This is a genomic window from Bradyrhizobium sp. AZCC 2289 (assembly GCF_036924615.1).
Lineage (GTDB): Bacteria > Pseudomonadota > Alphaproteobacteria > Rhizobiales > Xanthobacteraceae > Bradyrhizobium.
In genome coordinates this window covers 9,000,618-9,021,601 of sequence record NZ_JAZHRY010000001.1, presented here as the reverse complement: position 1 = coordinate 9,021,601, position 20,984 = coordinate 9,000,618, and the positions used below count along the sequence as shown (strand labels likewise).

The following is a 20,984-nucleotide window of genomic DNA, read 5'->3' as shown; positions in this document are numbered from 1 at the left end:
ATGGCCCGTAAACCCGCGCGGCTGACGCTGGGCTAGGCGCCGTTCTTGCCGCGCCCTGACTTCTCGCTGGCGCGGCGCAGAGCTTCGGCGAGCGCGCCGCCACCCGAGGCTTCCTGCGGCTTGCGCGGCGCCTGCGACGTCATCTGCGCCCGGGAAATATCGCGCGGCTTGCCTTCCGTCAGCTTGGGGCCCTTGGCGCCCACCTCGTCATCGAGACGCAAGGTCAGCGCGATGCGCTTGCGGGCGACCTCGACCTCCAGCACCTTCACCTTGACGATGTCGCCGGACTTCACCACCTCGCGCGGATCCTTGATGAAGGTCTTCGACATCGCCGAGATGTGCACCAGTCCGTCCTGGTGCACGCCGATATCGACGAAGGCGCCGAACGCGGCGACATTGGTAACCGTGCCTTCGAGAATCATGCCGCGCTTGAGGTGCTTGATCTCCTCGACGCCCTCCTTGAACACCGCGGCCTTGAAGGCCGGACGCGGATCGCGCCCGGGCTTTTCCAGTTCGCGCAAAATGTCGGTCACCGTGGGCAGACCAAAAGTGTCGTCGACGAAAGCCTGCGGCTTCAACTGGCGCACGATCTCGGCATTGCCGATCAGCGCCTTGATGTCGCTCTTGGTGGCGCCGAGAATCCGCCTGATCACCGGATAGGCTTCCGGATGCACGCCGGAAGCATCGAGCGGATCCTCGCCGTCATTGATGCGCAGGAACCCGGCGCATTGCTCGAACGCTTTCGGCCCGAGCCGCGGCACTTCCTTCAGCGCCTTGCGCGATTTGAACGGACCGTTGGCGTCGCGGTGCTGCACGATGCTTTGCGCCAGCCCGGAGCCGATGCCCGAGACCCGCGCCAGCAGCGGCGCGGAAGCGGTGTTGGCATCGACGCCGACCGCGTTGACGCAGTCTTCGACCACGGCATCGAGCGAACGCGCGAGCTTGGTCTCGCCAAGGTCATGCTGATACTGGCCGACACCGATCGCCTTCGGATCGATCTTGACCAGTTCGGCCAAGGGATCCTGCAGCCGCCGCGCAATCGACACCGCGCCGCGCAAGGTGACGTCGAGTTCGGGCAACTCCTCGGAGGCAAAGGCCGAGGCCGAATAGACCGACGCGCCGGCCTCGGAGACCACGATCTTCGACATTTTCAGGTCCGGCAGCAGCTTGACGAGATCCATCGCCAGTCTGTCGGTCTCGCGCGACGCCGTGCCATTGCCGATCGCGATCAGGTCGACGCGGTGCGCCACCGCCAGCTTTCCGAGCGTCGCCAGCGCCGCATCCCATTGCCGCTGCGGCTCATGCGGATAGACCGCCGTGGTCGCCACCACCTTGCCGGTGGCGTCGACGATGGCGACCTTGACGCCGGAGCGGAAACCGGGATCGAGGCCCATGGTAACGCGCGCGCCGGCCGGTGCTGCCAGCAGCAGGTCGCGCAAATTGGATGCGAACACGCGCACGGCTTCGGTTTCGGCCAGCGTCCACAGCCGCATCCGCAGGTCGATGTTGAGATGCACCTGGATCTTGGTGCGCCACGCCCACCGCACCGTCTCCACCAGCCAGCGGTCGCCCGGGCGGCCCTGGTCGGAAATCGCAAAACGCCGCATGATCTTCAGCTCATACGAACTGGGCATCGTCGTGGCCGGCGGCTGCGCATCCGGAAGGATCTGCAATTCGAGAATCTCTTCCTTCTCGCCGCGGAACATCGCCAGGATGCGGTGCGACGGCAGCTTGTTCAGCGATTGACTGAAGTCGAAATAGTCCTTGAATTTTTCGCCCTCGGTTTTCTTGCCTTTGCGCACCGTGGAGGCCATCAGGCCGCTTGACCACATTTGCTCGCGCAAGCTTCCGATCAAATCGGCGTCCTCGGCGAACCGCTCCACCAGGATCGCGCGCGCGCCGTCGAGCGCCGCAGCCACATCGGCCACCTGCTTGTCGGCATCGACGAAACCTGCGGCGACCACCTGTGGATCGTTTTGCGGCTGCGTCAGCAACAATTCCGAGAGCGGCTCGAGACCCGCCTCCTTGGCGATCTCGGCCTTGGTCCGGCGCTTCGGCTTGAACGGCAGATAGATGTCCTCCAGCCGTCCCTTGCTGTCGGCGGCGAGGATCGCCGCTTCCAGCGCGGCATCGAGCTTGCCCTGTTCGCGGACCGAATTGAGGATGGCGGTGCGGCGCTCTTCAAGTTCGCGCAGATAATTCAGGCGCTCCTCCAGCGTACGCAATTGCGTATCGTCGAGCCCGCCGGTGATTTCCTTGCGGTACCTTGCGACAAAGGGGACGGTGGCACCGCCGTCGAGCAGGGTCACGGTCGCCTCGACCTGCTGCTCGCGGACACCGAGTTCCTGCGCAATCTGCCGATGAATGTTTGCCACGAAGGTTCTTTCCAAACAGGTCGCGGCGGCCGGGTCGCTTGCCGCGGGGACGCCGCTTATGGACCATGACAGATCGATTTATCAACCCGGCGCAAGAAAGAAATTGATCTGTGGATCAAGGCCATTCGGTGGCCGGGGTCGTCCAGCCTGTCCAAAGCTGCGCGTTGTTGTTGCACAGCAAGATAAGGGTGGATCGATCGCACCGTAGTGTGTAGACGGACGCTTCCTCTGGAGCGCCCATGTCAATCTGCGGACTCGATTTCGGAACGTCGAATACGACGCTCGGCACCATCGAAGGCCATGCGCCGGTTTTGGCGGCAATGGAGGCCGAATACACCACGATTCCCAGCGCGATCTTCTACGAGGTGGACGGCGCCGTGCTGATCGGCCGCAGGGCGGTCGAGGCCTATGTCGACGGCGCCCCCGGCCGGCTGATGCGCAGCCTCAAATCGGTGCTCGGCACCTCGCTTATCGACGAGACCACAAGGCTCGGACGCGAGCGGACCAGCTTTCGCGACGTGATCGCCTATTATCTCGGCGCGGTGAAACGGCGCGCCGAACAGGCCATCGATCGCGAGTTGCGCGACGTCGTGCACGGCCGCCCCGTGCATTTCGTCGACAACGCGCCGGACGCCGATCGCAAGGCGGAGCAGACGCTGCGGCAGATCGCGCGCGAGATCGGATTCGACGACATCACCTTCCAGTTCGAGCCGATCGCCGCGGCGCTCGAATATGAACGCCAGATCACGTCCGAGGAAGTCGCCTTGATCGCCGATATCGGCGGCGGCACCTCGGATTTCTCGATCGTGCGGCTTGGGCCCGAGCGTCACGGCAAGGCCGACCGCTCGGCCGATATCCTCGCCAATGACGGCGTGCGCATCGGCGGCACCGATTTCGACCGCCAGCTCAGCCTCGGCGTCGTGATGCCGCTGTTCGGCTTCGGCAGCGCGATGAAGCGCGCCGGGCTCGATGTGCCCTCGAGCTATTTCCACGACCTCGCCACCTGGTCGAGCATCAACCGCATGTATGAGCCGCGGGTGATCGCGGATATCCGTCAGGTGCGGCAGGAAGCCAGCGAGCCGGCCCTGATCGACCGGCTGGTGCGCGTGGTCGACGAACAGCGCGGCCATACGCTGGCGATGGAGGTCGAGGACGCCAAGATCGCGCTGTCCGACCAGCGCCGCGCCGACATCCCGCTGGAATGGGTCGCGCCCGGCCTCAGCGCCGCGATCGGCCGCCCCGATCTCGTCAGCCACACCCGGCAATTGGCCGAGCGCATCGCGGCCCGCATCAAGAACTGCCTCACCCAGGCGCGACTGACCGCCGATGATATCGACGCCGTGTTCCTGACCGGAGGCTCGGTGCGGCTCGCCCATGTCCGCAACGCAATCAAAAAGGCGGTGCCGTTGGCCCGCATCGTCGATGGCGATAGCTTTGGCGCCGTCGGCAAGGGACTGACGCTGGAGGCGCTGCGGCGATACGGTCCGCGGGACTGATCGACACAGCGGCGCGGCTCTAGCACTGCCGCCAGGTCAGCTCACCACATCCGTCACCGGCTGCATGTCGATCGCAAAGGTTTCCAGAAACTTCGACGTCATGATGTAGAAGCCGACCGAGAGCTGCAGTTCGACCAGTGCGGCCGGCGTCAGCTTGGACGCGATGGCGTTGAAGGTCGCATCCGTCGGCTTGTGCAGCTTGACGATTTCATCGGCGAAGGCGAGCGCGGCGCGCTGCACCTCGTTGAAGCATTTGGCCGACTGCCAGTTCTCCAGCGCCTCGTTCTGCTCATCGGTGACGCCGACGTTCTTGCCGATGCGCTTGTGAGCGACGATCTCATACGGCGCCTCGCACAGGATTCCGGTGCGGGTGATGGCGAGTTCGCGCACCACCGGATCGAGTTCACCCTTGTGCCGGATCGCGCCACCCAGCCGGCAATATTGTTCGAAATAGCTCGGCGAATGCGCCATCATCCGGAAAATATTTGCATTGCGGTTCTTGCCGAGGATTTCGCGGGTGCGGTCGCTGGCTTTCGCGGGATCGCTGTAGTCGATACGGGCCATTTCTCACCTGGGTTTCGATTATCGTTGTCGGACGGTTTCCAAAACCCTATCCGGCGTTTGACGCGAGAGCAACACGGCTGAGTCAAAATGCCGCCGCATTGCTGTTCGACCTTGGCACGGTCGATATTCGCTGAGTGGGGACTCATCAAAGCGAATACTCGTCGCGGGGTGTTCCGAGTAAAAATGATGACCGTCGAAAGCGCTTCGCGCAACGATGAGTCACGCCCAAGTCTAGGGAGACAGGTATGAAGGAAGCCACCAAGAGGGCGGCCTCGGAGGCGCTTGCGCAAATGCTGGCGGTGACGGCGATGCTCGTCATCGCCGGTATTATCTTCTACTGGCGGTGAAAGCCGCCACTGTGTTTGTACGCGTAGTATCGGCGTCAGTGGGAAGAGCGTAAGCGACGAAGCAATCCGGATTGACAGTATCGCGTAGGTCTGGATTGCTTCGTGAGGCTTCGTTGCAACGACGCCGCAAGTTCACTTCGCTTTCGCAAGGTATGGAACCAGCCGCCCAGCGAACTGCTGATAGCGCGCGATGACCTTGTCGCCGATCGCGAGATCGTTGTCGCCATGGGCCATCATCCGAAAACCTTCCGCGGTATCGACCAGAACGATGTTGTAGGGAACATGCGCGCGGGTCTCCGGCGTCGCGGCGCGGCACACCAGCGACGTGGCGTAGACCGTCCCTGCCCCGCCGGCGCATTTCTCCACCGGGTCCGGCGCCCCACAGGCCGTGCAAAACCCGCGGCGGAAATATTGCACTTTTCCGCAAGCGCCGCAGGATTGATAGACGATCGCCGCCTCGCCCTTGGTCCAATCCCTGAGTCTTTCACTCATCGCACCCGCTCCAGGAACATGCTGACATGCGACGACAGCACGCCGCCGTCACCATGCAGCAGCGCGATCGAGGCGTCGCGGACCTGCCGGTTGCCGGCACGTCCCGTCATCTGCAAATGAGCCTCGACCAGATGCGCCATCGCGCCACCGACGCCGCAATGCCCGTAGCTGAGCAGCCCGCCATGGGTATTGAGCGGCATGTCGCCGTCGCGGCCGAAATGACCGGCTCGCACCCGCGCCGCCGCCTCGCCGCGCTTGGCCAGGCCCAGATCTTCCAGCAGCATCGCCAGCGTGATCGTAAAGCTGTCGTAGACCGCGGCGTATCGCACGTCCGATATCGCAACGCCCGACGCGGCCTTGGCCTTGGCGATCGCAATCTCGGCGCCGAGTTCGCTCAGAGCCGGTGCTGCCGTCACGTGCTGGTGGGTATGCGCCTGCGCGCAGCCGCGGATGCGCACGCCGGCCTCGGAGGTAGCCTCGCGGCTGACCACGAACGCCGCGCCGCCGTCGGACACCGGACAGCAATCCAGCAGCTTTAGCGGCATCGCCACCGGTTTTGAGGCCATCACATCAGCGACCGTGATCGGATCGTGGAACTGGGCGCCGGGATGAGTCAGCGCATGCTTGCGCATCAGCACCGCGAACTCCGCAAGGTCCTCCTCCGTCACGCCATATTCGTGCATGTAGCGCGACGCGACCAGGCCGTAGTAAGCGGGAATGGTCGGCCCGAGCGGCACTTCGTAATCGGGGTGACCGACCTGGGCCAGCGCCTGGATCGAGGCGTCGCGGCTCTGCCCGGTGAGACGGTTTTCGCCGCCGACCACCAGCACATGCTTGGCGACGGCGGCATCGACCAGATGATGCGCCAGCATGGTCATCGCGAGCCCGGTGGCGCCGCCGACCTGCACCGCGTGGGCATAGGAAGGTCGGATGCCGAAATGCTCGGCGAACACGGTCGCGAGCATGATGTGCGGCGAGACCGTCGAGTAGCCGCAGACAATGCCGTCGATGTCGGCTCGTTTCAGCCCGGCGTCGGCAAGCGCAAGCCCGGCCGCCTTGCTCATGAGGTCGAGCGAGGACGAGCCTTCGTGCTTGCCGTAGGACGTGAGGCCGACGCCGGTGATGAAGCTCATGGCGATGAATACTCCGTCGTTCCGGGGCGATGCGAAGCATCGAACCCGCAACCTCGAGATTCCGGGTTCGCGCCTTCGACGCGCCCCGGAATGATGGTCTGAGAGTGTACCCTCATCTTAATACGACTTCGGCAGCCCCAGCACCTTCTCGGCAATAAAACTGAGAATGAGCTGCGGGCTGATCGGGGCGATGCGCGGGATCAGCGATTCCCGCAAATAGCGCTCGACGTGATATTCCTTGGCATAGCCAAAGCCGCCGTGGGTCATCACCGCCTGCTCGCAGGCGTGGAAGCCGGCTTCGGCCGCGAGATATTTCGCGGCGTTGGCCGCCGGTCCGCACGGCATGCCCTGGTCGTATTGCCAGCCGGCGGAGAGCACCATCAGCCAAGCGGCTTCCAGCTCCATCCAGTTCTTCGCCAGCGGATGCTGGATGCCCTGGTTCATGCCGATCGGACGATTGAACACGATGCGGCCTTTGGCATAGGCCGAAGCGCGCGACAGCGCGATCTGGCCGAGCCCGACCGCTTCGGCTGCGATCAGGATACGCTCGGGATTCATGCCGTGCAGGATGTATTCGAAGCCGCGGCCCTCCTCGCCGAGGCGATCCTCGACCGGGATTTCGAAATTCTCGAAGAACAATTCGTTGGAATCGACGGGCTTGCGGCCCATCTTCTCGATCTCGTGCACGGCCACGCGCTTCTTGTCGAAATCGGTGTAGAACAGGCTCAAGCCCTGCGTCGGCGTCTTCACTTCCTCCAGCGGCGTGGTGCGCGCCAGCAGCAGGACCTTGTTGGCGACCTGGGCCGTCGAAATCCAGACTTTCTGGCCGTTGACGATATATCTGTCGCCCTTGCGCACGGCGCGGGTCTTCAACTGGGTGGTGTTGAGCCCGGTATTGGGTTCGGTCACCGCAAAGCAGGATTTGTCGCGGCCATCGATGATCGGCGGCAGCATGCGCGTGCACTGCTCCTTGGTGCCGAACACGACGACCGGATTGAGCCCGAAAACGTTCATGTGCACGGCGGAGGCACCGGACATGCCGGCGCCGGATTCCGAGATCGTCCGCATCATGATCGCGGCGTCGGTGATGCCCAGGCCCGAACCGCCATACTCCTCGGGGATGCAGATACCGAGCCAGCCGGCATCCGCCAGCGCGCGGTGGAAGTCGGCGGGATAGCCGCCCTCCTTGTCCTTTTTCAGCCAATAGTGCTCGTCGAAATGCGAACAGATTTTTGCCACGGCATCGCGGATCGACTCCTGGTTGGCTGACAGCGCGAAATCCATGATCTAATCCTGTAAGTTCCCGGTCCTATGTGTTGGGCGCGGCCTTGGTGACGCTGTCGCGTAGCATGGCGGCGATCTCGTCCGCGGAGAAGCCTGCTTCGTGCAAAATATCCGCAGAGTGCTCGCCAAGGCGCGGCGCCAGCCGCGTCGTCTCGACCGGCGTCTCCGACCATCGCGCCGAGACCTTCATGTTGCGAATGCGTCCCTCGGTCGGGTGATCAATGACGGGGAAGAAATCGGTCGCGACGATGTGCGGGTCCGTCAGCAGGCTCTCGAGGTCGTGCATCGGCATCACCGGCACGTCGGCCTTCTCCAGGATATCGCTCCACTCGGCGGTGCTTTTGGTTCCGAGAATGCGCGCCAGTTCCGCGTAGACCGTATCGATGTTGACGGCGCGGCCGGCGAAGGTTGCGAATTTCGGATTGCTGCGGAGATCGTCGCGGCCGGTCGCTTTGAAGAAATTCTCCCACTGCTTGTCGTTGTATACGATCACGCAGATATAGCCGTCGGAGGTCTTGTAGGGCCGCCGGTCCGGCGACAGATGCCGGGCATAGCCGCCCTTGTCGAGCGGCGGCTCGTAAGTCAGACCACCCATGTGGTCGCCCATGACAAAACCGGCCATGGTCTCGAACATCGGGATATCGACGCGCTGGCCGCGCCCGGTGCGGTCGCGATCGACCAGGCTGGCGCAGATCGCACCGACCGCGGTGAGGCCCACGATGCGGTCGACCAGCGCATTGGGCACGTAACGGGGAACACCGTCAGAGGTCTGCGCCATCAGCGCCGGCAGCGCGGTCGCGCCCTGGATCAGATCGTCATAGGCAGGCTTTGCGGCGTAAGGTCCGTCCTGGCCGAAACCGAATACGCCGGCATAGATCAGACGCGGATTGACGGCCGAGACGACGTCGTAACCGAGCAGCAGCCGCGCCATCGCCTGCGGGCGTACATTGTAGACCAGCACGTCGGCGGATTTGATCAGCCGCAGCACCGCGTCGCGCCCGGCCGGCTTTTTCAAATCGAGACAGATCGAACGCTTGCTGCGATTGGTGTTGAGAAAGACCGGCCCCATCCCGGGATGGCGCGTCGGCCCGATCTGCCGCGTCACGTCGCCATCGAGCGATTCCACCTTGATGATATCGGCGCCGTAATCGCCGAGCATCTGGGTGGCATAGGGCCCCATCAGCACGGTCGTCATGTCCACGACCTTGATGCCTTGCAATGGTCCCATGGTTGCTCCCAGACAAGCGGACAATTTCGGCCGCGTTATTGCTTCTGGGCCTAGTAACGGCAGCGCTTCGCCAAGAGCAAGGGCGCCAGGCGTATGGGCGTATGCGCCAAGCCACCCGCGGGGCGGCGACTACGCGGCTGGCGTCGACAAATGCGGCGCCGGCGTGCGGCGGCTACTTCTTCGAGCGGGCGTCCCGTTCCCTGGTCAGTTTTTCGAGCTCTTCATTCTGCTGATGGATGCGGTTCGCGATGCGCTCTTCGTTCTGTTCACCCGAAGCGCCGGCCGCCTGTTCGACCAACTGCCGGATGTTAGCCTGAAGGATCGCGATCCGATCGTTGAGTTCGGATAGTGATAACGAGCTCTCGTTGCTCATGACGCCCCCTTTGGCGGTAACGGATCGTGGACTTTACAACTTCTACTTCACGGGCTCCAGCAGCGAGACGTAATTCGCCACCGCCGCTCCACCCATGTTGAAGATGCCGGCGAGTTTTGCGTTCTTGAGCTGCATGCCCTCGGGCGCCTGGCCCACGAGCTGCATCGCGCTCATCACATGCATGGAGACGCCGGTGGCGCCGATCGGATGGCCCTTGGCCTTCAGGCCGCCGGACGGATTGATCGGCAGCTTGCCGTCCTTCTGCGTCCAGCCCTCCTTGATGGCGCGGGCGCCCTGCCCGCGCGGCGTCAGGCCCATCGCTTCATATTCGATCAGTTCGGCGACGGTGAAACAGTCATGGGTTTCGACAAAGGAGAGATCGGACAAGGTCACGCCGCCCTTCTCCAGTGCGCGCTGCCAGGCAACGGTGCAACCTTCGAACTGCAAAATGTCGCGCTTGGACATCGGCAGGAAATCCTGCGCGTGCGCGGTGGCACGGAAATTCACCGCCTTGCCCATGGTCTTGGCGGTCTCCGAATCCGTCAGCACCAACGCGGCCGCACCGTCCGACACCAGCGAGCAGTCGGTGCGCTTCAGGGGGCCTGCGACATACGGATTCTTCTCGCTCTCGGAGCGGCAGAATTCGAAGCCAAAATCCTTGCGCATCTGCGCGTAGGGATTGGCGACCCCGTTCTTGTGGTTCTTGGCGGCGATCATCGCCAGCGCATCGGACTGGTCGCCATATTTCTGGAAATAGCCCTGCGCGATCTTGCCGAACACGCCGGCGAAACCGCCGACCGTGTCGCCGTCTTCCGGCAGATAGGATGCCTTCAACAAATTGCGGCCGATTTCCGGGCCCGGCGTCCGCGTCATCTGTTCGACGCCGACCACCAGCACGATCTTCGCAGCACCGGCCTCGATCGCCCGGATGCCCTGATGCACCGCCGCTGACCCGGTCGCGCAGGCGTTCTCGACCCGTGTCGCCGGCTTGAAGCGCAATTCCGGATCGGCCTGCAGCACCAGCGAGGCGGTAAAATCCTGCGCCGAGAAGCCGCCGTTGAAATGCCCGAGCACGATTTCGTCGACATCGGCGGCCGAGATACCGGCGTCCGCCATCGCGTCGGTTGCGACCTTGACCACGAGGCTTTCAACCGTCTCGGCGTCGAACTTGCCGAAAGGCGTATGCGCCCATCCGACGATGCTGGCTGTCATGGTCGTTCTCCCTGTTCCTGTTCGGCCCGTTATGTAACCTATCTTGACGCCGGTTTCAGCGATTTCATCGCCCGCTCGCACATGGCGGTTATGCCGGCCCAGTTGCCGTTCCTGATGTCGGCGGCCGGGCAAAGCCAGGAACCGCCCACCGCCAGCACATTCGGCTCCGCCAGCCAGGACGCCGCATTGGCCTCGCCGATGCCGCCGGTCGGGCATATCAGTATGTTCGGAAACGGCCCTGCCAACGCGCGCAGTGCCTTGATACCACCGGACTGCTCGGCCGGGAAGAATTTGACGAGATCGAAGCCGTGCGCCAGCGCCTGCATCAGTTCGGATGCGGTGGCGATGCCGGGCGCGAACGGCAAGCGGCTTGCGGCGGCGGCCTTCAGGAGTTCCGGCGTCGCGCCCGGGCTGATGCCGAATTTGGCGCCGAGCGCCTCCGTGCGGGCCAGATCGTTCGCGTTGAGGATGGTGCCGATGCCGACGATGGCGTCCGGCACCTCTGATATCATCGCCTTAGCGGCCTCGATCGCAACCGGCGTGCGCAGCGTGACTTCCAAAGTGCGCACACCGCCGGCGACGAGGGCTTTTGCGAGCGGGACTGCGTCTTCCAGCCGTTCGATGGTGAGAACGGGAATCACGGTCGCCTGCCTGAACAGATCAGCGAGTTGTTCCTGTTTCGATGTCGCGTTCATTGAGATGCCTTGCGGGAGGGAGCGGGTCTGGGTGATTTCCTGGGCGGCATCGCGTAGCGCGGGATGATCGCGCCGGGATAACCAACCACGACGCCAGCAAGGCGATGGCCGGCGCGCGCGGCTTTGATCGGGTCGGCGCCGCCAAGCCGTGCAGCGATATAGGCCGCCGCGAAACTGTCGCCGGCCGCCGTGGTATCGACCACGGGTTTTGTCAGCGGCTCGGCCTTCACCTCGTGCGAGCCTCCCGCGAAACGCAAGACACAATTGGGCTCCGCGAGCTTCAACACCAATTCCGGACTGGAAATGCGCGCCATCAGCGCCGTATTGCTTTCTCCGGGATAGAGCGGCAACAGATCCTCCGTCGAGGCCAGCACGATATCGGCGGCCTCAAAGGCCTCGCCGAAAACCCGGCGCGCGATGTCGAGATCGGGCCAGCCGCGGGCCCGAAAATTGGTGTCGAAGGCAAAGCGGGTTCCGAGCAGCCGCGACCGCTTCAGCGCCGCCATCAGGCGCCCGCGTCCGTCCTCGCCCAGAATCGACAGCGTGATCGCGGACAGATAAACGACATCGTAGCTCGCGAACGAATTCAGGATGTCGTCCGTCTCCGGCAAATCCATCAGGCTGCGTGCGGCTGCGCTTTCGCGCCAGTGAAAGAACCGCCTTTCGCCCCTGTCGTCGGTCTGGATAACATAGAGGCCCGGCAATTTACCCGCCAACCGGGCGACACGCTTGGTGCCGATGCCCTCGGCCGTCCAGGCTGTAACCATCTCATCGCTGAGGGGATCGTCCCCCAGCGCCGTGACGTAATCGACGTCGACACCCAGACGGGCGAGATAGACGGCGGTGTTCAGCGTATCGCCGCCATAGCCACGCGAATACAGGCCGCCCTGAGCCTGTTTCAACTCGATCATGCATTCGCCGATTGACGCTACTCGAGTCATGACCGCACCCCGCGCGGGTTGGCCTGAAGTCATCTCAGGCTGCGAACTTGCCGCCGAGTTCATCCTCGATGTGAATCCGGATGATATCGTCAAACGTCTTTTCCGCCGTGGTAAAACCGAGCTTGAGCGCGCGGTCGGTGACGAAATCGCGCGGCCAGCCGCTGACGATGCCGATGATGGTGGGATCGGCCGCCCGCTTGATGCGCGCGGTGACGTTCTTGCCGGCCACGCGGTCCAATGCTGCGATCTGCTCACCGACGGTCGCCGACAGTCCGGGCATGCTGAGATTGCGCCGCGCGCCCATCGCCGAGAGGTCCATGGTGCCGGCGTGGACCAGAAAACCCACGGCCGATTTCGGCGAGGCGTGCCAGTGCCGCACGTCTTCGGAAACCGGCAATACGGCCTCCTCGCCCGCCAGCGGCTCGCGGATGATATTGGAGAAGAAGCCGGAGGCGGCCTTGTTCGGCTTGCCCGGCCGCACGCAGATCGTCGGCAGGCGGATGCTGATGCCGTCGAGCAGGCCTTTGCGGGTATAGTCGTTGATCAGGAGTTCGCAGATCGACTTCTGCGTACCGTAGCTGGTCAGCGGCGTGTGGAAGAATTCGTCGCCGATCTTGTCCGGGAACGGCGCGCCGAACACCGCGATCGAGGACGTGAACACCAGCCGCGGTCTGTAGCCACCGCCGATGGCGCGGATGGCATCGATCAAATGCCGCGTGCCGTCGAGATTGATGCGATAACCCTTGTCAAATTCGGCCTCCGCCTCGCCCGATACGATCGCGGCGAGATGGAAGATGACCTCGGGCTGGTGCGCCACCAGCGGCGCGGCGGTATTGGGATCGGCAAAATCGCTGGTGACGATGCTGATCGGAATAGTCGCGTTGGCGGGCTTTGTCGGCGCGACCACGTCCTGCAGCGTCATGCGCGTGATCTCGCGCTGGCCCAGATGTCCGTCGCGCTGCAGCCGCTCGGTCAGTTTGCGGCCGACCATGCCGGCGGCGCCCAGAATCAGAATGTGCAAGACCCGTCTCCTTGTTGTTCTTGAATATCAGGCCCGGGCCTGCGCGCTCACTCTTTCACAGCTCCCGTCATGGCCGACACATAATGCTCGACGAAGAAGGCGTAAAGGATAACCAGCGGCAACGAACCCGCCAGCGCGCCCGCCATCAGCGATCCCCAGCGATAGACGTCGCCATCGACGAACTCGTTGACGATCGCGACCGGCACCGTCTTGTTCTGGGTCGATTGCAGGAAGGTCAGCGCGTAGATGAACTCGTTCCAGCACAGCGTAAAGCAGAAGATGAAGGCCGAGATCAGGCCGGGGATCGCCAGCGGCAGCACGATCTTGATCAGTATCTGCCACCGGCTCGCGCCGTCGATCAGCGCACATTCCTCCAGCTCGAACGGGATGGTCTTGAAGTAGCCCATCAACAGCCAGGTCGAGAACGGGATCAGGATGGTCGGATAGGTCAGGATCAGCGCCAGCGGCGAGTCGAACAGGCCGTACTGGAACACGACGGTGGCGAGCGGAATGAACAGGATCGAGGGCGGCACCAGATAGGACAGGAAGATCAGGCCGCCGACCCAATGCGCGCCCTTGTAGCGCAGCCGCACGATGGCGTAGGCGGCCAGCACGCTGGCGAAAATCGACAGGATGGTGGCGCAGACCGCGACATACATCGTGTTCCACAGCCAGTGCGGATAGTAGCTCTCGAACAGCAGCTTGTGAATGTGCTTGAAGGTCGGATTCCAGGTCCAGAACGGATTGAACTTGTCGAGGTCGATCAGTTGCTCGTCCGGTTTGATCGCCGTCAAGCCCATCCAGTAGAACGGAAACAACAGGATGAAGACGATGATCGACAGCGGCAGATAAAGCGTCACCAGCCGGCGCGGCAGCGACTGCAGATAGCTCATGCCTTCGCTGTGGTCGTCCTTCGCGACCGTCGGCGAAGAGCCCGACAGCACCGCTTTGAGATCAATGGACCTGGTGGGTAGATCAGTCATTGCTCTCTCCCTGCTGCCACTTGCGCCGCTGCAGTCCGAACCACGACACCATGATCGCGGCGAGCAGGAACGGGATCATTGCGCTCGATATTGCAGCGCCCTCACCGAGCTGACCCGCAATGATCGCCCGCTGGTACGACAAGGTCGCCATCAGATGTGTGGCATTGACGGGACCACCCCGCGTCATCGCCCAGATCAACTGGAAATCGGTAAAGGTGAACAGCACCGAGAACGTCATCACGACCGCAATGATCGGGGTGAGCAAGGGATAGGTGATAAAACGGAACATCTCCCACTTGCTTGCGCCATCGAGCGTCGCTGCTTCGTAGAGCGACGGTTGAACGGTCTGCAAACCGGCGAGCAGCGTGATCGCGACAAAGGGAACACCGCGCCAGATATTGGCGAAGATCACGCATATCCGCGCCCAGGTCGAATCACCGAGGAAGTTGATATTCTGGGTGATCAGCCCAAGGTGCTTGAGCGACCATGAGATGATCGAGAATTGCGCATCGAAGATCCACCAGAACGCCAGCGCCGACAACACGGTCGGCACGATGAAGGGAATTAGCACCAGCGCCCGCAGCATTGCTTTGAACGGCATATTCTCGTTCAACAGCAGCGCCAGATAGAGGCCGACTGCAAACTTGATCGCACTCGCGATGAAAGTGTAGAGCAGCGTATTGAAGACCGAGAGCCAGAAGATCGAATCATCCCGTAGCCATTCGTAATTCTCGATTCCGATAAATGCGCCGGGACGGCCGATCTTGGCGTCCGTGAACGAAATCCAGATGCCCAGGCCGAGCGGATAGGCCAGGAAGAAGATCAGGAACCCCATCGCAGGCATCATAAACCAGAAACCGAGCCAGTTCTTGTTCGTCCTGATCAGATCCCACGTCGTGGCCTCGCGTATCTGCGGCTTGGCCACCCGAGGTTGCAGCGCGATGTCAGCCATTGGCGATGTTCCGATGTCGATTTCGTTTGAGCATGATCTTTTCAAAAACCGGTAGCCGCTTTTCCGGATCCCGCTCGGGGGTGTTGGAGCGGGCGGCGGTCGCCGCCGCCCGCTCCAGTTCGATCAGCGATAGATTCGCTTCAACTGCCGTTCGGCTTCTGCCATGGCGGTCTTGGTATCCTTCGCGCCGGTGCAATAGTTGGCGAACATGTCGACCACGATGAAGTCGGCGATCGCACTCGCCGCCTTTTCACCGGGCGTGCCAATGCCCGATGCCGGGAGCGCGCGCTTGCTGGCCTGGCTGAACACCTGGTTCTTCGGATCGGCGGTCCACACCGGAGCCGAGTCGTAGGCGTTGAGCGTGTGGGTGAGATATCCGCGCGCACCCGAAAGCCACTTCTCGAAATTCTCCTTCTCCAGCATGAAGGCGATGAACGCCTTCGCCGCATTCGGATACTTGGTGAAGTTGAACGCCAGGATCGGAACCGCGAGTTGCAGTTCGGTCGGCTTGCCGATCGGACCGACCGGCCAAAGCGCGTGATAGGTGTCTTCAGCAAGATCCTTCATCTTTGGATCGTCTTTTTCGGCAACGTAGATCGAGATGCCGTTGGCGGTGCAGTATAGTTCGCCCGACAGGAAGGCCTTGTTGTTCGATCCATCGTTCCAGGACGCAACGCCGGGAATGAATGTGTCGGAAAGCGCCTTGCAATATTCCAGCGCTTTCGCGGTCTCCGGCGAATTGATGATGACCTTGTCATCCTTATCGACGGTCCAGGCGTTGTGGCCCCACAGCAACCAGTGCAGCCAACCGTTGGCGTCGCCGGTGGCATGGCCAAGCGCGAAACCCGCCGGCGTATTGTTCGCCTTCATCGCCTTGCACATTTCAAGGAAGCCCGGAAAATCCTTGGGGAAGTCCTTGAAGCCGGCCTTGTCGGTCGCCGACTTGCGGTAGGTCATGTAGCCGCCGATGGTGGCGACGGGGATGCCGAGCCAGTCGTTGCCCTGCTTGCAGGTCTTCGCGGCGGCATCGGTCCAGCCGCCGTACTTCTTGCCGAGATAGTCGGCGACGTCGTTCATCTTCAGGACTTTGGTCGGGAACAACTGCGGCAACGTATGCAGGCCCCAGGCGAGATCGAGGCCCGAGCCGGTGTTGGCGGCAACCGACGCCTTCGGCTGCACGTCCTCGAAGGATTCAGAGAACACATTCATGTCGGTGCCGGTCGCGGTCTTGAAGGCCGCAACCATGGCGTTGAACGCATCGTCTTCCGCCGGCACAAAGCGCTTCCAGCGCATCACGGTCAGCTTGGCGCCAGGCTCCGCCTTCCACGGCGCCGTTTGCGCCCAGGCCTTGGCGAAATCGAACAAAGCAGGCCCTGTCAGCGCGCCGGCCGCGGCCAGTGCGGTACCGCCCTGAAGAAGAGAGCGGCGAGTAAAGTCGTACATAGTCCATCCTCCCTTGATTATTTTCTGGTTATTGCTCAGCCATTCAGTCGCTTGCCAGTCGTCTCGTCGAATAGATGCACGAGCGACGGATCCGGCTTGAGCCGGATCTTGTCGCCCGGACTGAATTCATGGCGCTCGCGGAACACGGCGACGACCTGCTCGCCGCCGATCTTGGCAAACACCTGGGTTTCCGAACCGGTCGGCTCGACCACGATGATCTCGGCCTCGGCGCCGTCGTCGGCGATGGTGAAATGCTCGGGCCGCACGCCATAGACGGCCGGCTGGCCTTCGGAATTGGCGGGCGCCGATTGCAGCGGCAGTTTGACGCCGTTCGGTCCTTCGAAGCTGGCGCTGCCGTTCGACTTCACCTTGCCTTTGAGGAAATTCATCGCCGGCGAACCGATGAAGCCCGCGACGAACTGGTTGGCCGGACGGTCGTAGAGTTCGAGCGGCGTACCCATCTGCTCGACGATGCCGTCATGCATGACGACGATCTTGTCGGCCATGGTCATGGCTTCGATCTGGTCGTGGGTGACGTAGACCGTCGTGGTCCGCAACCGCTGATGCAGTTCCTTGATCTCGGTGCGCATCGCAACCCGCAGCTTGGCGTCGAGGTTGGAGAGCGGTTCGTCGAACAGGAACACCTGGGGATCGCGCACGATGGCACGGCCCATCGCCACGCGCTGGCGCTGTCCGCCGGACAATTGCCGGGGATAACGGTCGAGCAGCGGGGTCAACGCGAGAATTTCCGCGGCGCGGTTGACGCCGCTCGAGATTTCCTCCGCCTTCGCGCCGCGCAGCTTGAGCGAGAAGCCCATATTGTCGGCGACCGTCATGTGCGGATAGAGCGCATAGTTCTGGAACACCATCGCAATGTCGCGCTCTTTCGGCTGGACATTGTTGACGACTTTGTCGCCGATCGAAATCGTGCCGGAGGTGATGTTTTCCAACCCCGCGAGCATCCGCAGCAACGTCGACTTGCCGCAGCCGGAGGGGCCGACCAGAACGACGAACTCGCCATCCTCGATCGGGATCGACACGCCGTGCAGAACTTCGAAATTACCGAACGACTTTCGCACGTCGCGAATCTGTACGGACGACATCCACTTCCCTCCCGTGTATTTCCGGCGGCGTACGACCGAACGCCGCCACCGCACTGTTATTTTTGTTCCGACTTCATGTTGGTACGAAGTCTGGTCGGACCGATATTGTCCGCAGTTTATACGGTTTTGGCAATTGTTCGATTAGCAATCAGTTGGTAGCGCTGTCAATATGAGTTTGTTTGACGCAGTGCCTGTGATATGAGCGCCGGATGGGACGAAAGCGCACGAAGCCCGACAAGATCCGGCTGACCGAAGTCGCCAAGCTTGCCGGCGTGAGCCCAATTACCGCATCGCGCTTCTTCAGGAATCCGGCCGCACTATCCGTCGGCAAACGCGTGCGGGTCGAGAGCGCGGCGAAAGAACTCGGATATGTGCCGAACCTTGCCGCGCGTGCGCTCGCCTCGCAGCGGACCGAAGTTGTCGGTGTTCTGATCCCGTCATTGACCAACAACGTATTCTCGGACGTTTTGCGCGGCATCTACGATACCCTCGACGGCAGCCGCTACAGCATCCAGCTGGCCAATACGCGTTACAGTATCTTCCAGGAGGAAAAACTGCTGCGCCTGTTCCTGGCGCAAAAGCCGGCCGGCCTGATCGTGACCGGAATTAATCAGACCGCCGAATCCCGCGCGATCCTGGAATCGGTGGATTGCCCGATCGTCCAGATCATGGAAATCGGCCCTGCTCCGGTCGACATGATGATCGGCTTCTCGCATTTTGACGCCGCCCGCGCGGGCATTTCCCATCTTCTCGAGCAGGGATACCGGCGGATCGGTTTCCTCGGCGCGCGCATGGATCCGCGGGTGCAGCGGCGGTTCGAAGGTTATCAGGCCGCCATGAATGACGCCGCGCTGTTCGACCCGCGACGTGTTGTCACAACGTCGACACCAACCTCGGTCACGCTGGGCGGTACGCTGTTTGCCGATCTCGTTGCCAAGGCGCCGGATATCGAGGCGGTGTTCTGCGTCAATGACGACCTCGCATTGGGCGCGCTGTTCGAATGCCAGCGCCGGCACATTTCGGTTCCCGAGCAGATGGCGATCATGGGATTCAATGATCTCGAATTCATGGCATCCGCGGTCCCTACGCTAACCAGCGTGCGCACCAACCGGTACGAAATGGGCAGGGACGCTGCCACGATGGTGATCGAGGCCATCGAGGGCCGGCGGCCGGCGCAACCGGTTGTTGATCTCGGATTCAGTGTCATGAAACGGCAAAGCTCGGCGCCGCGGAACTGACGCGGTGCCCGCGCGCGCAACGGGTCAGTCCGGAGAAAGACAAAATGATAGCGCAACCAAAGTTCTTGAACTAAGGTCGCATTCCCAAGGTGACGATGCGCAGCGGCCACCGGGTTTGTAATGCGTGCAATTTTGCGCATGGTAGAAGTCAAAGCCCCGAACGGGCCCCAAAAATTTGCACTGCGGGAGAAAACCAATGAAAAAAAACCTCACCAACGGGCACGATGCCGCCGGCAATGGCAAAGGTCGCAAACTCCGATCGCTGGAGTGGTTCAACAACCCGCATAATCCGGGGATGACCGCGCTCTATCTCGAGCGCTACCTGAATTACGGCCTGACCCGGCATGAGCTGCAGTCCGGCAAGCCGATCATCGGCATCGCCCAGACCGGCAACGACCTGTCGCCGTGCAACCGGCATCATCTCGAATTGGCACACCGGGTCCGCGAGGGCATCCGCGCCGCCGGCGGCATCGCGATGGAATTTCCGATGCATCCGATCCAGGAGACCGGAAAGCGCCCGACCGCGGCGCTGGACCGCAACCTCGCCTATCTCGGCCTGGTCGAAATCCTGTTCGGCTATCCCCTTGACGGCGTGGTCCTCACCACCGGCTGCGACAAGACCACGCCGGCCTGCCTGATGGCGGCGGCGACCGTCAATCTGCCGGCCATCGTGCTGTCGGGCGGCCCGATGCTGAACGGCTGGCACCAGGGCCAGCGCACGGGCTCGGGAACGGTGGTCTGGAAAGCGCGCGAGCAACTGGCCGCGGGCGACATCGACTACGAGGAATTTATGAACATCGTGGCCTCCTCGGCCCCCTCGGTCGGCCACTGCAACACCATGGGCACCGCCTCCACCATGAATTCGCTCGCGGAAGCGCTCGGCATGTCGCTGCCGGGGTGTGCGGCGATCCCCGCGCCCTATCGCGAGCGCGGCCAGATCGCCTATGAGACCGGGCTGCGCATCGTCGATATGGTCTGGGAGGACTTAAAACCCTCCGACATCCTCACCCGCAAGGCGTTCGAGAATTGCATCGTGGTGAATTCGGCGATCGGCGGCTCGACCAATGCGCCGATCCATATCAACGCGCTGGCCCGCCATATCGGCGTGGATCTGTCGATCGACGATTGGCAGAAGCTCGGCCACGACGTCCCACTGCTGGTCAACATGCAGCCGGCCGGCTTCTATCTCGGCGAGGAATTTCACCGCGCCGGCGGCGTGCCCGCAGTGGTGCGCGAACTGATGGCGCACAAGCGCATCCATGAAGACGCCATCACCGTCAACGGCCGCACCATGGGCGACAATTGCCGCGAGGCGCCAAAACCCGACGCCGACGTGATCTGGAGCTACGACAAGCCGCTGGTGAAGGACGCGGGCTTCCTGGTGCTGCGCGGCAATCTCTTCGATTCCGCGATCATGAAGACCAGCGTGATTTCGAAGGAATTCCGCGACCGCTATCTGAGCAATCCGAAAGACCTCAATGCATTCGAAGGCCGCGCCATCGTGTTCGAAGGCCCGGAGGACTATCACCACCGGATCGACGATCCGTCGTTGAACATCGACGAGCACTGCGTGCTGTTCGTGCGCGGCACCGGGCCGATTGGTTATCCCGGCGGCGCCGAGGTCGTGAACATGCAGCCGCCGACCGCGCTGATCAAACGCGGCATCCTGTCGCTGCCCTGCATCGGCGATGGCCGGCAATCCGGCACCTCGGGCTCGCCGTCGATCCTCAACGCCACGCCGGAAGCCGCCGCCAACGGCGGGCTGGCGATCCTTCAGACCGGTGACAAGGTTCGCATCGACCTCAACAAGGGCAGCGCGAACATTCTGATCCCGGACGAGGAGCTCAAGAAGCGGCACGCCAAACTCAAAGCCGATGGCGGCTTCAAATATCCGGCCAACCAGACACCGTGGCAGGAATTGTATCGCTCGACCGTCGGCCAGCAGGCCACCGGCGCCTGTATGGAGCTCGCCACGCGCTATCACGACATCGCCGGCACGGTCGGCGTCGCGCGGGATAATCATTAGCACCCCCCCGTCATTGCGAGCCACCGGGTCGCGCGTATGCGCGCCCGATGATAAACTCCGCGAAGCAATCCATCTATC

General features: G+C 62.6%; 18 protein-coding genes. 3 read left to right on the top strand and 15 right to left on the bottom strand.

Annotated features, from left to right (window positions below; genetic code table 11):
• Positions 1-32: 32 nt before the first annotated feature.
• Positions 33-2,375: a Tex family protein gene (locus V1289_RS42190; protein ID WP_334405310.1), complete on the bottom strand. Its 2,343-nt coding sequence runs from the start codon at positions 2,373-2,375 to the stop codon at positions 33-35.
• A gap of 239 nt (positions 2,376-2,614) precedes the next feature.
• On the opposite strand from V1289_RS42190, the gene V1289_RS42185 reads away from it, so the two are divergent.
• On the top strand, positions 2,615-3,871 hold the full coding sequence (locus V1289_RS42185; RefSeq protein ID WP_334405308.1) for an Hsp70 family protein: 1,257 nt from the start codon (positions 2,615-2,617) through the stop codon (positions 3,869-3,871).
• A 36-nt stretch (positions 3,872-3,907) separates the two neighbouring features.
• Here the strand turns inward: V1289_RS42185 and V1289_RS42180 are convergent, their stop codons facing one another.
• The 14 genes from V1289_RS42180 to V1289_RS42115 all read right to left on the bottom strand — a co-directional run bounded on the left by V1289_RS42180 (position 3,908) and on the right by V1289_RS42115 (position 17,642).
• Positions 3,908-4,435: a carboxymuconolactone decarboxylase family protein gene (locus tag V1289_RS42180; protein ID WP_309184296.1), complete on the bottom strand. Its 528-nt coding sequence runs from the start codon at positions 4,433-4,435 to the stop codon at positions 3,908-3,910.
• A 479-nt stretch (positions 4,436-4,914) separates the two neighbouring features.
• Entirely contained in the window at positions 4,915-5,274 is a 360-nt protein-coding gene (locus V1289_RS42175) for a Zn-ribbon domain-containing OB-fold protein (protein WP_334405306.1), read from the bottom strand.
• A complete protein-coding gene (locus tag V1289_RS42170) occupies positions 5,271-6,407 on the bottom strand; it encodes a thiolase family protein (protein ID WP_334405304.1) in 1,137 nt (378 codons plus the stop codon). The genes V1289_RS42175 and V1289_RS42170 overlap by 4 nt, the downstream gene beginning before the upstream one ends.
• A gap of 117 nt (positions 6,408-6,524) precedes the next feature.
• Positions 6,525-7,691 carry an acyl-CoA dehydrogenase family protein gene (locus tag V1289_RS42165; protein WP_334405302.1) on the bottom strand — a complete coding sequence of 389 codons (1,167 nt, stop codon included), beginning with the start codon at positions 7,689-7,691 and terminating at the stop codon, positions 6,525-6,527.
• 25 nt (positions 7,692-7,716) lie between these two features.
• Complete coding sequence (locus tag V1289_RS42160; protein WP_334405300.1) at positions 7,717-8,919, bottom strand: CaiB/BaiF CoA transferase family protein; 1,203 nt, start codon at positions 8,917-8,919, stop codon at positions 7,717-7,719.
• A 172-nt stretch (positions 8,920-9,091) separates the two neighbouring features.
• Positions 9,092-9,292, bottom strand: a complete 201-nt coding sequence (locus V1289_RS42155) for a hypothetical protein (protein ID WP_334405298.1) — start codon at positions 9,290-9,292, stop codon at positions 9,092-9,094.
• Positions 9,293-9,334: 42 nt separating this feature from the next.
• Positions 9,335-10,504 (bottom strand): acetyl-CoA acetyltransferase, encoded by a 1,170-nt coding sequence (locus V1289_RS42150; RefSeq protein WP_334405296.1) that lies wholly within the window; start codon positions 10,502-10,504, stop codon positions 9,335-9,337.
• 38 nt (positions 10,505-10,542) lie between these two features.
• Positions 10,543-11,199 (bottom strand): bifunctional 4-hydroxy-2-oxoglutarate aldolase/2-dehydro-3-deoxy-phosphogluconate aldolase, encoded by a 657-nt coding sequence (gene eda / locus V1289_RS42145; RefSeq protein WP_334405294.1) that lies wholly within the window; start codon positions 11,197-11,199, stop codon positions 10,543-10,545.
• Positions 11,196-12,140, bottom strand: a complete 945-nt coding sequence (locus tag V1289_RS42140) for a sugar kinase (RefSeq protein ID WP_334405292.1) — start codon at positions 12,138-12,140, stop codon at positions 11,196-11,198. Before V1289_RS42140 ends, eda begins: the two co-directional genes overlap by 4 nt.
• 34 nt (positions 12,141-12,174) lie before the next feature.
• Positions 12,175-13,161: a D-erythronate dehydrogenase gene (gene denD / locus V1289_RS42135; protein ID WP_334405290.1), complete on the bottom strand. Its 987-nt coding sequence runs from the start codon at positions 13,159-13,161 to the stop codon at positions 12,175-12,177.
• Between the two features lie 47 nt (positions 13,162-13,208).
• Complete coding sequence (locus tag V1289_RS42130) at positions 13,209-14,144, bottom strand: carbohydrate ABC transporter permease (protein WP_309184289.1); 936 nt, start codon at positions 14,142-14,144, stop codon at positions 13,209-13,211.
• Positions 14,137-15,096: a carbohydrate ABC transporter permease gene (locus tag V1289_RS42125; protein ID WP_334405287.1), complete on the bottom strand. Its 960-nt coding sequence runs from the start codon at positions 15,094-15,096 to the stop codon at positions 14,137-14,139. The genes V1289_RS42130 and V1289_RS42125 overlap by 8 nt, the downstream gene beginning before the upstream one ends.
• A gap of 123 nt (positions 15,097-15,219) precedes the next feature.
• Positions 15,220-16,539 (bottom strand): ABC transporter substrate-binding protein, encoded by a 1,320-nt coding sequence (locus tag V1289_RS42120; RefSeq protein ID WP_334405285.1) that lies wholly within the window; start codon positions 16,537-16,539, stop codon positions 15,220-15,222.
• Positions 16,540-16,574: 35 nt separating this feature from the next.
• The gene (locus V1289_RS42115) at positions 16,575-17,642 is read right to left on the bottom strand and encodes an ABC transporter ATP-binding protein (protein WP_309184286.1); all 1,068 of its coding nucleotides are present in this window, start codon (positions 17,640-17,642) and stop codon (positions 16,575-16,577) included.
• A 209-nt stretch (positions 17,643-17,851) separates the two neighbouring features.
• Here V1289_RS42115 and V1289_RS42110 point away from each other — a divergent pair, with 209 nt between their 5' ends.
• Together V1289_RS42110 and V1289_RS42105 are read left to right on the top strand one after the other, a co-directional pair.
• Complete coding sequence (locus V1289_RS42110; RefSeq protein ID WP_334405282.1) at positions 17,852-18,880, top strand: LacI family DNA-binding transcriptional regulator; 1,029 nt, start codon at positions 17,852-17,854, stop codon at positions 18,878-18,880.
• A gap of 196 nt (positions 18,881-19,076) precedes the next feature.
• On the top strand, positions 19,077-20,906 hold the full coding sequence (locus V1289_RS42105) for an IlvD/Edd family dehydratase (RefSeq protein ID WP_334405280.1): 1,830 nt from the start codon (positions 19,077-19,079) through the stop codon (positions 20,904-20,906).
• Positions 20,907-20,984 lie beyond the last annotated feature (78 nt).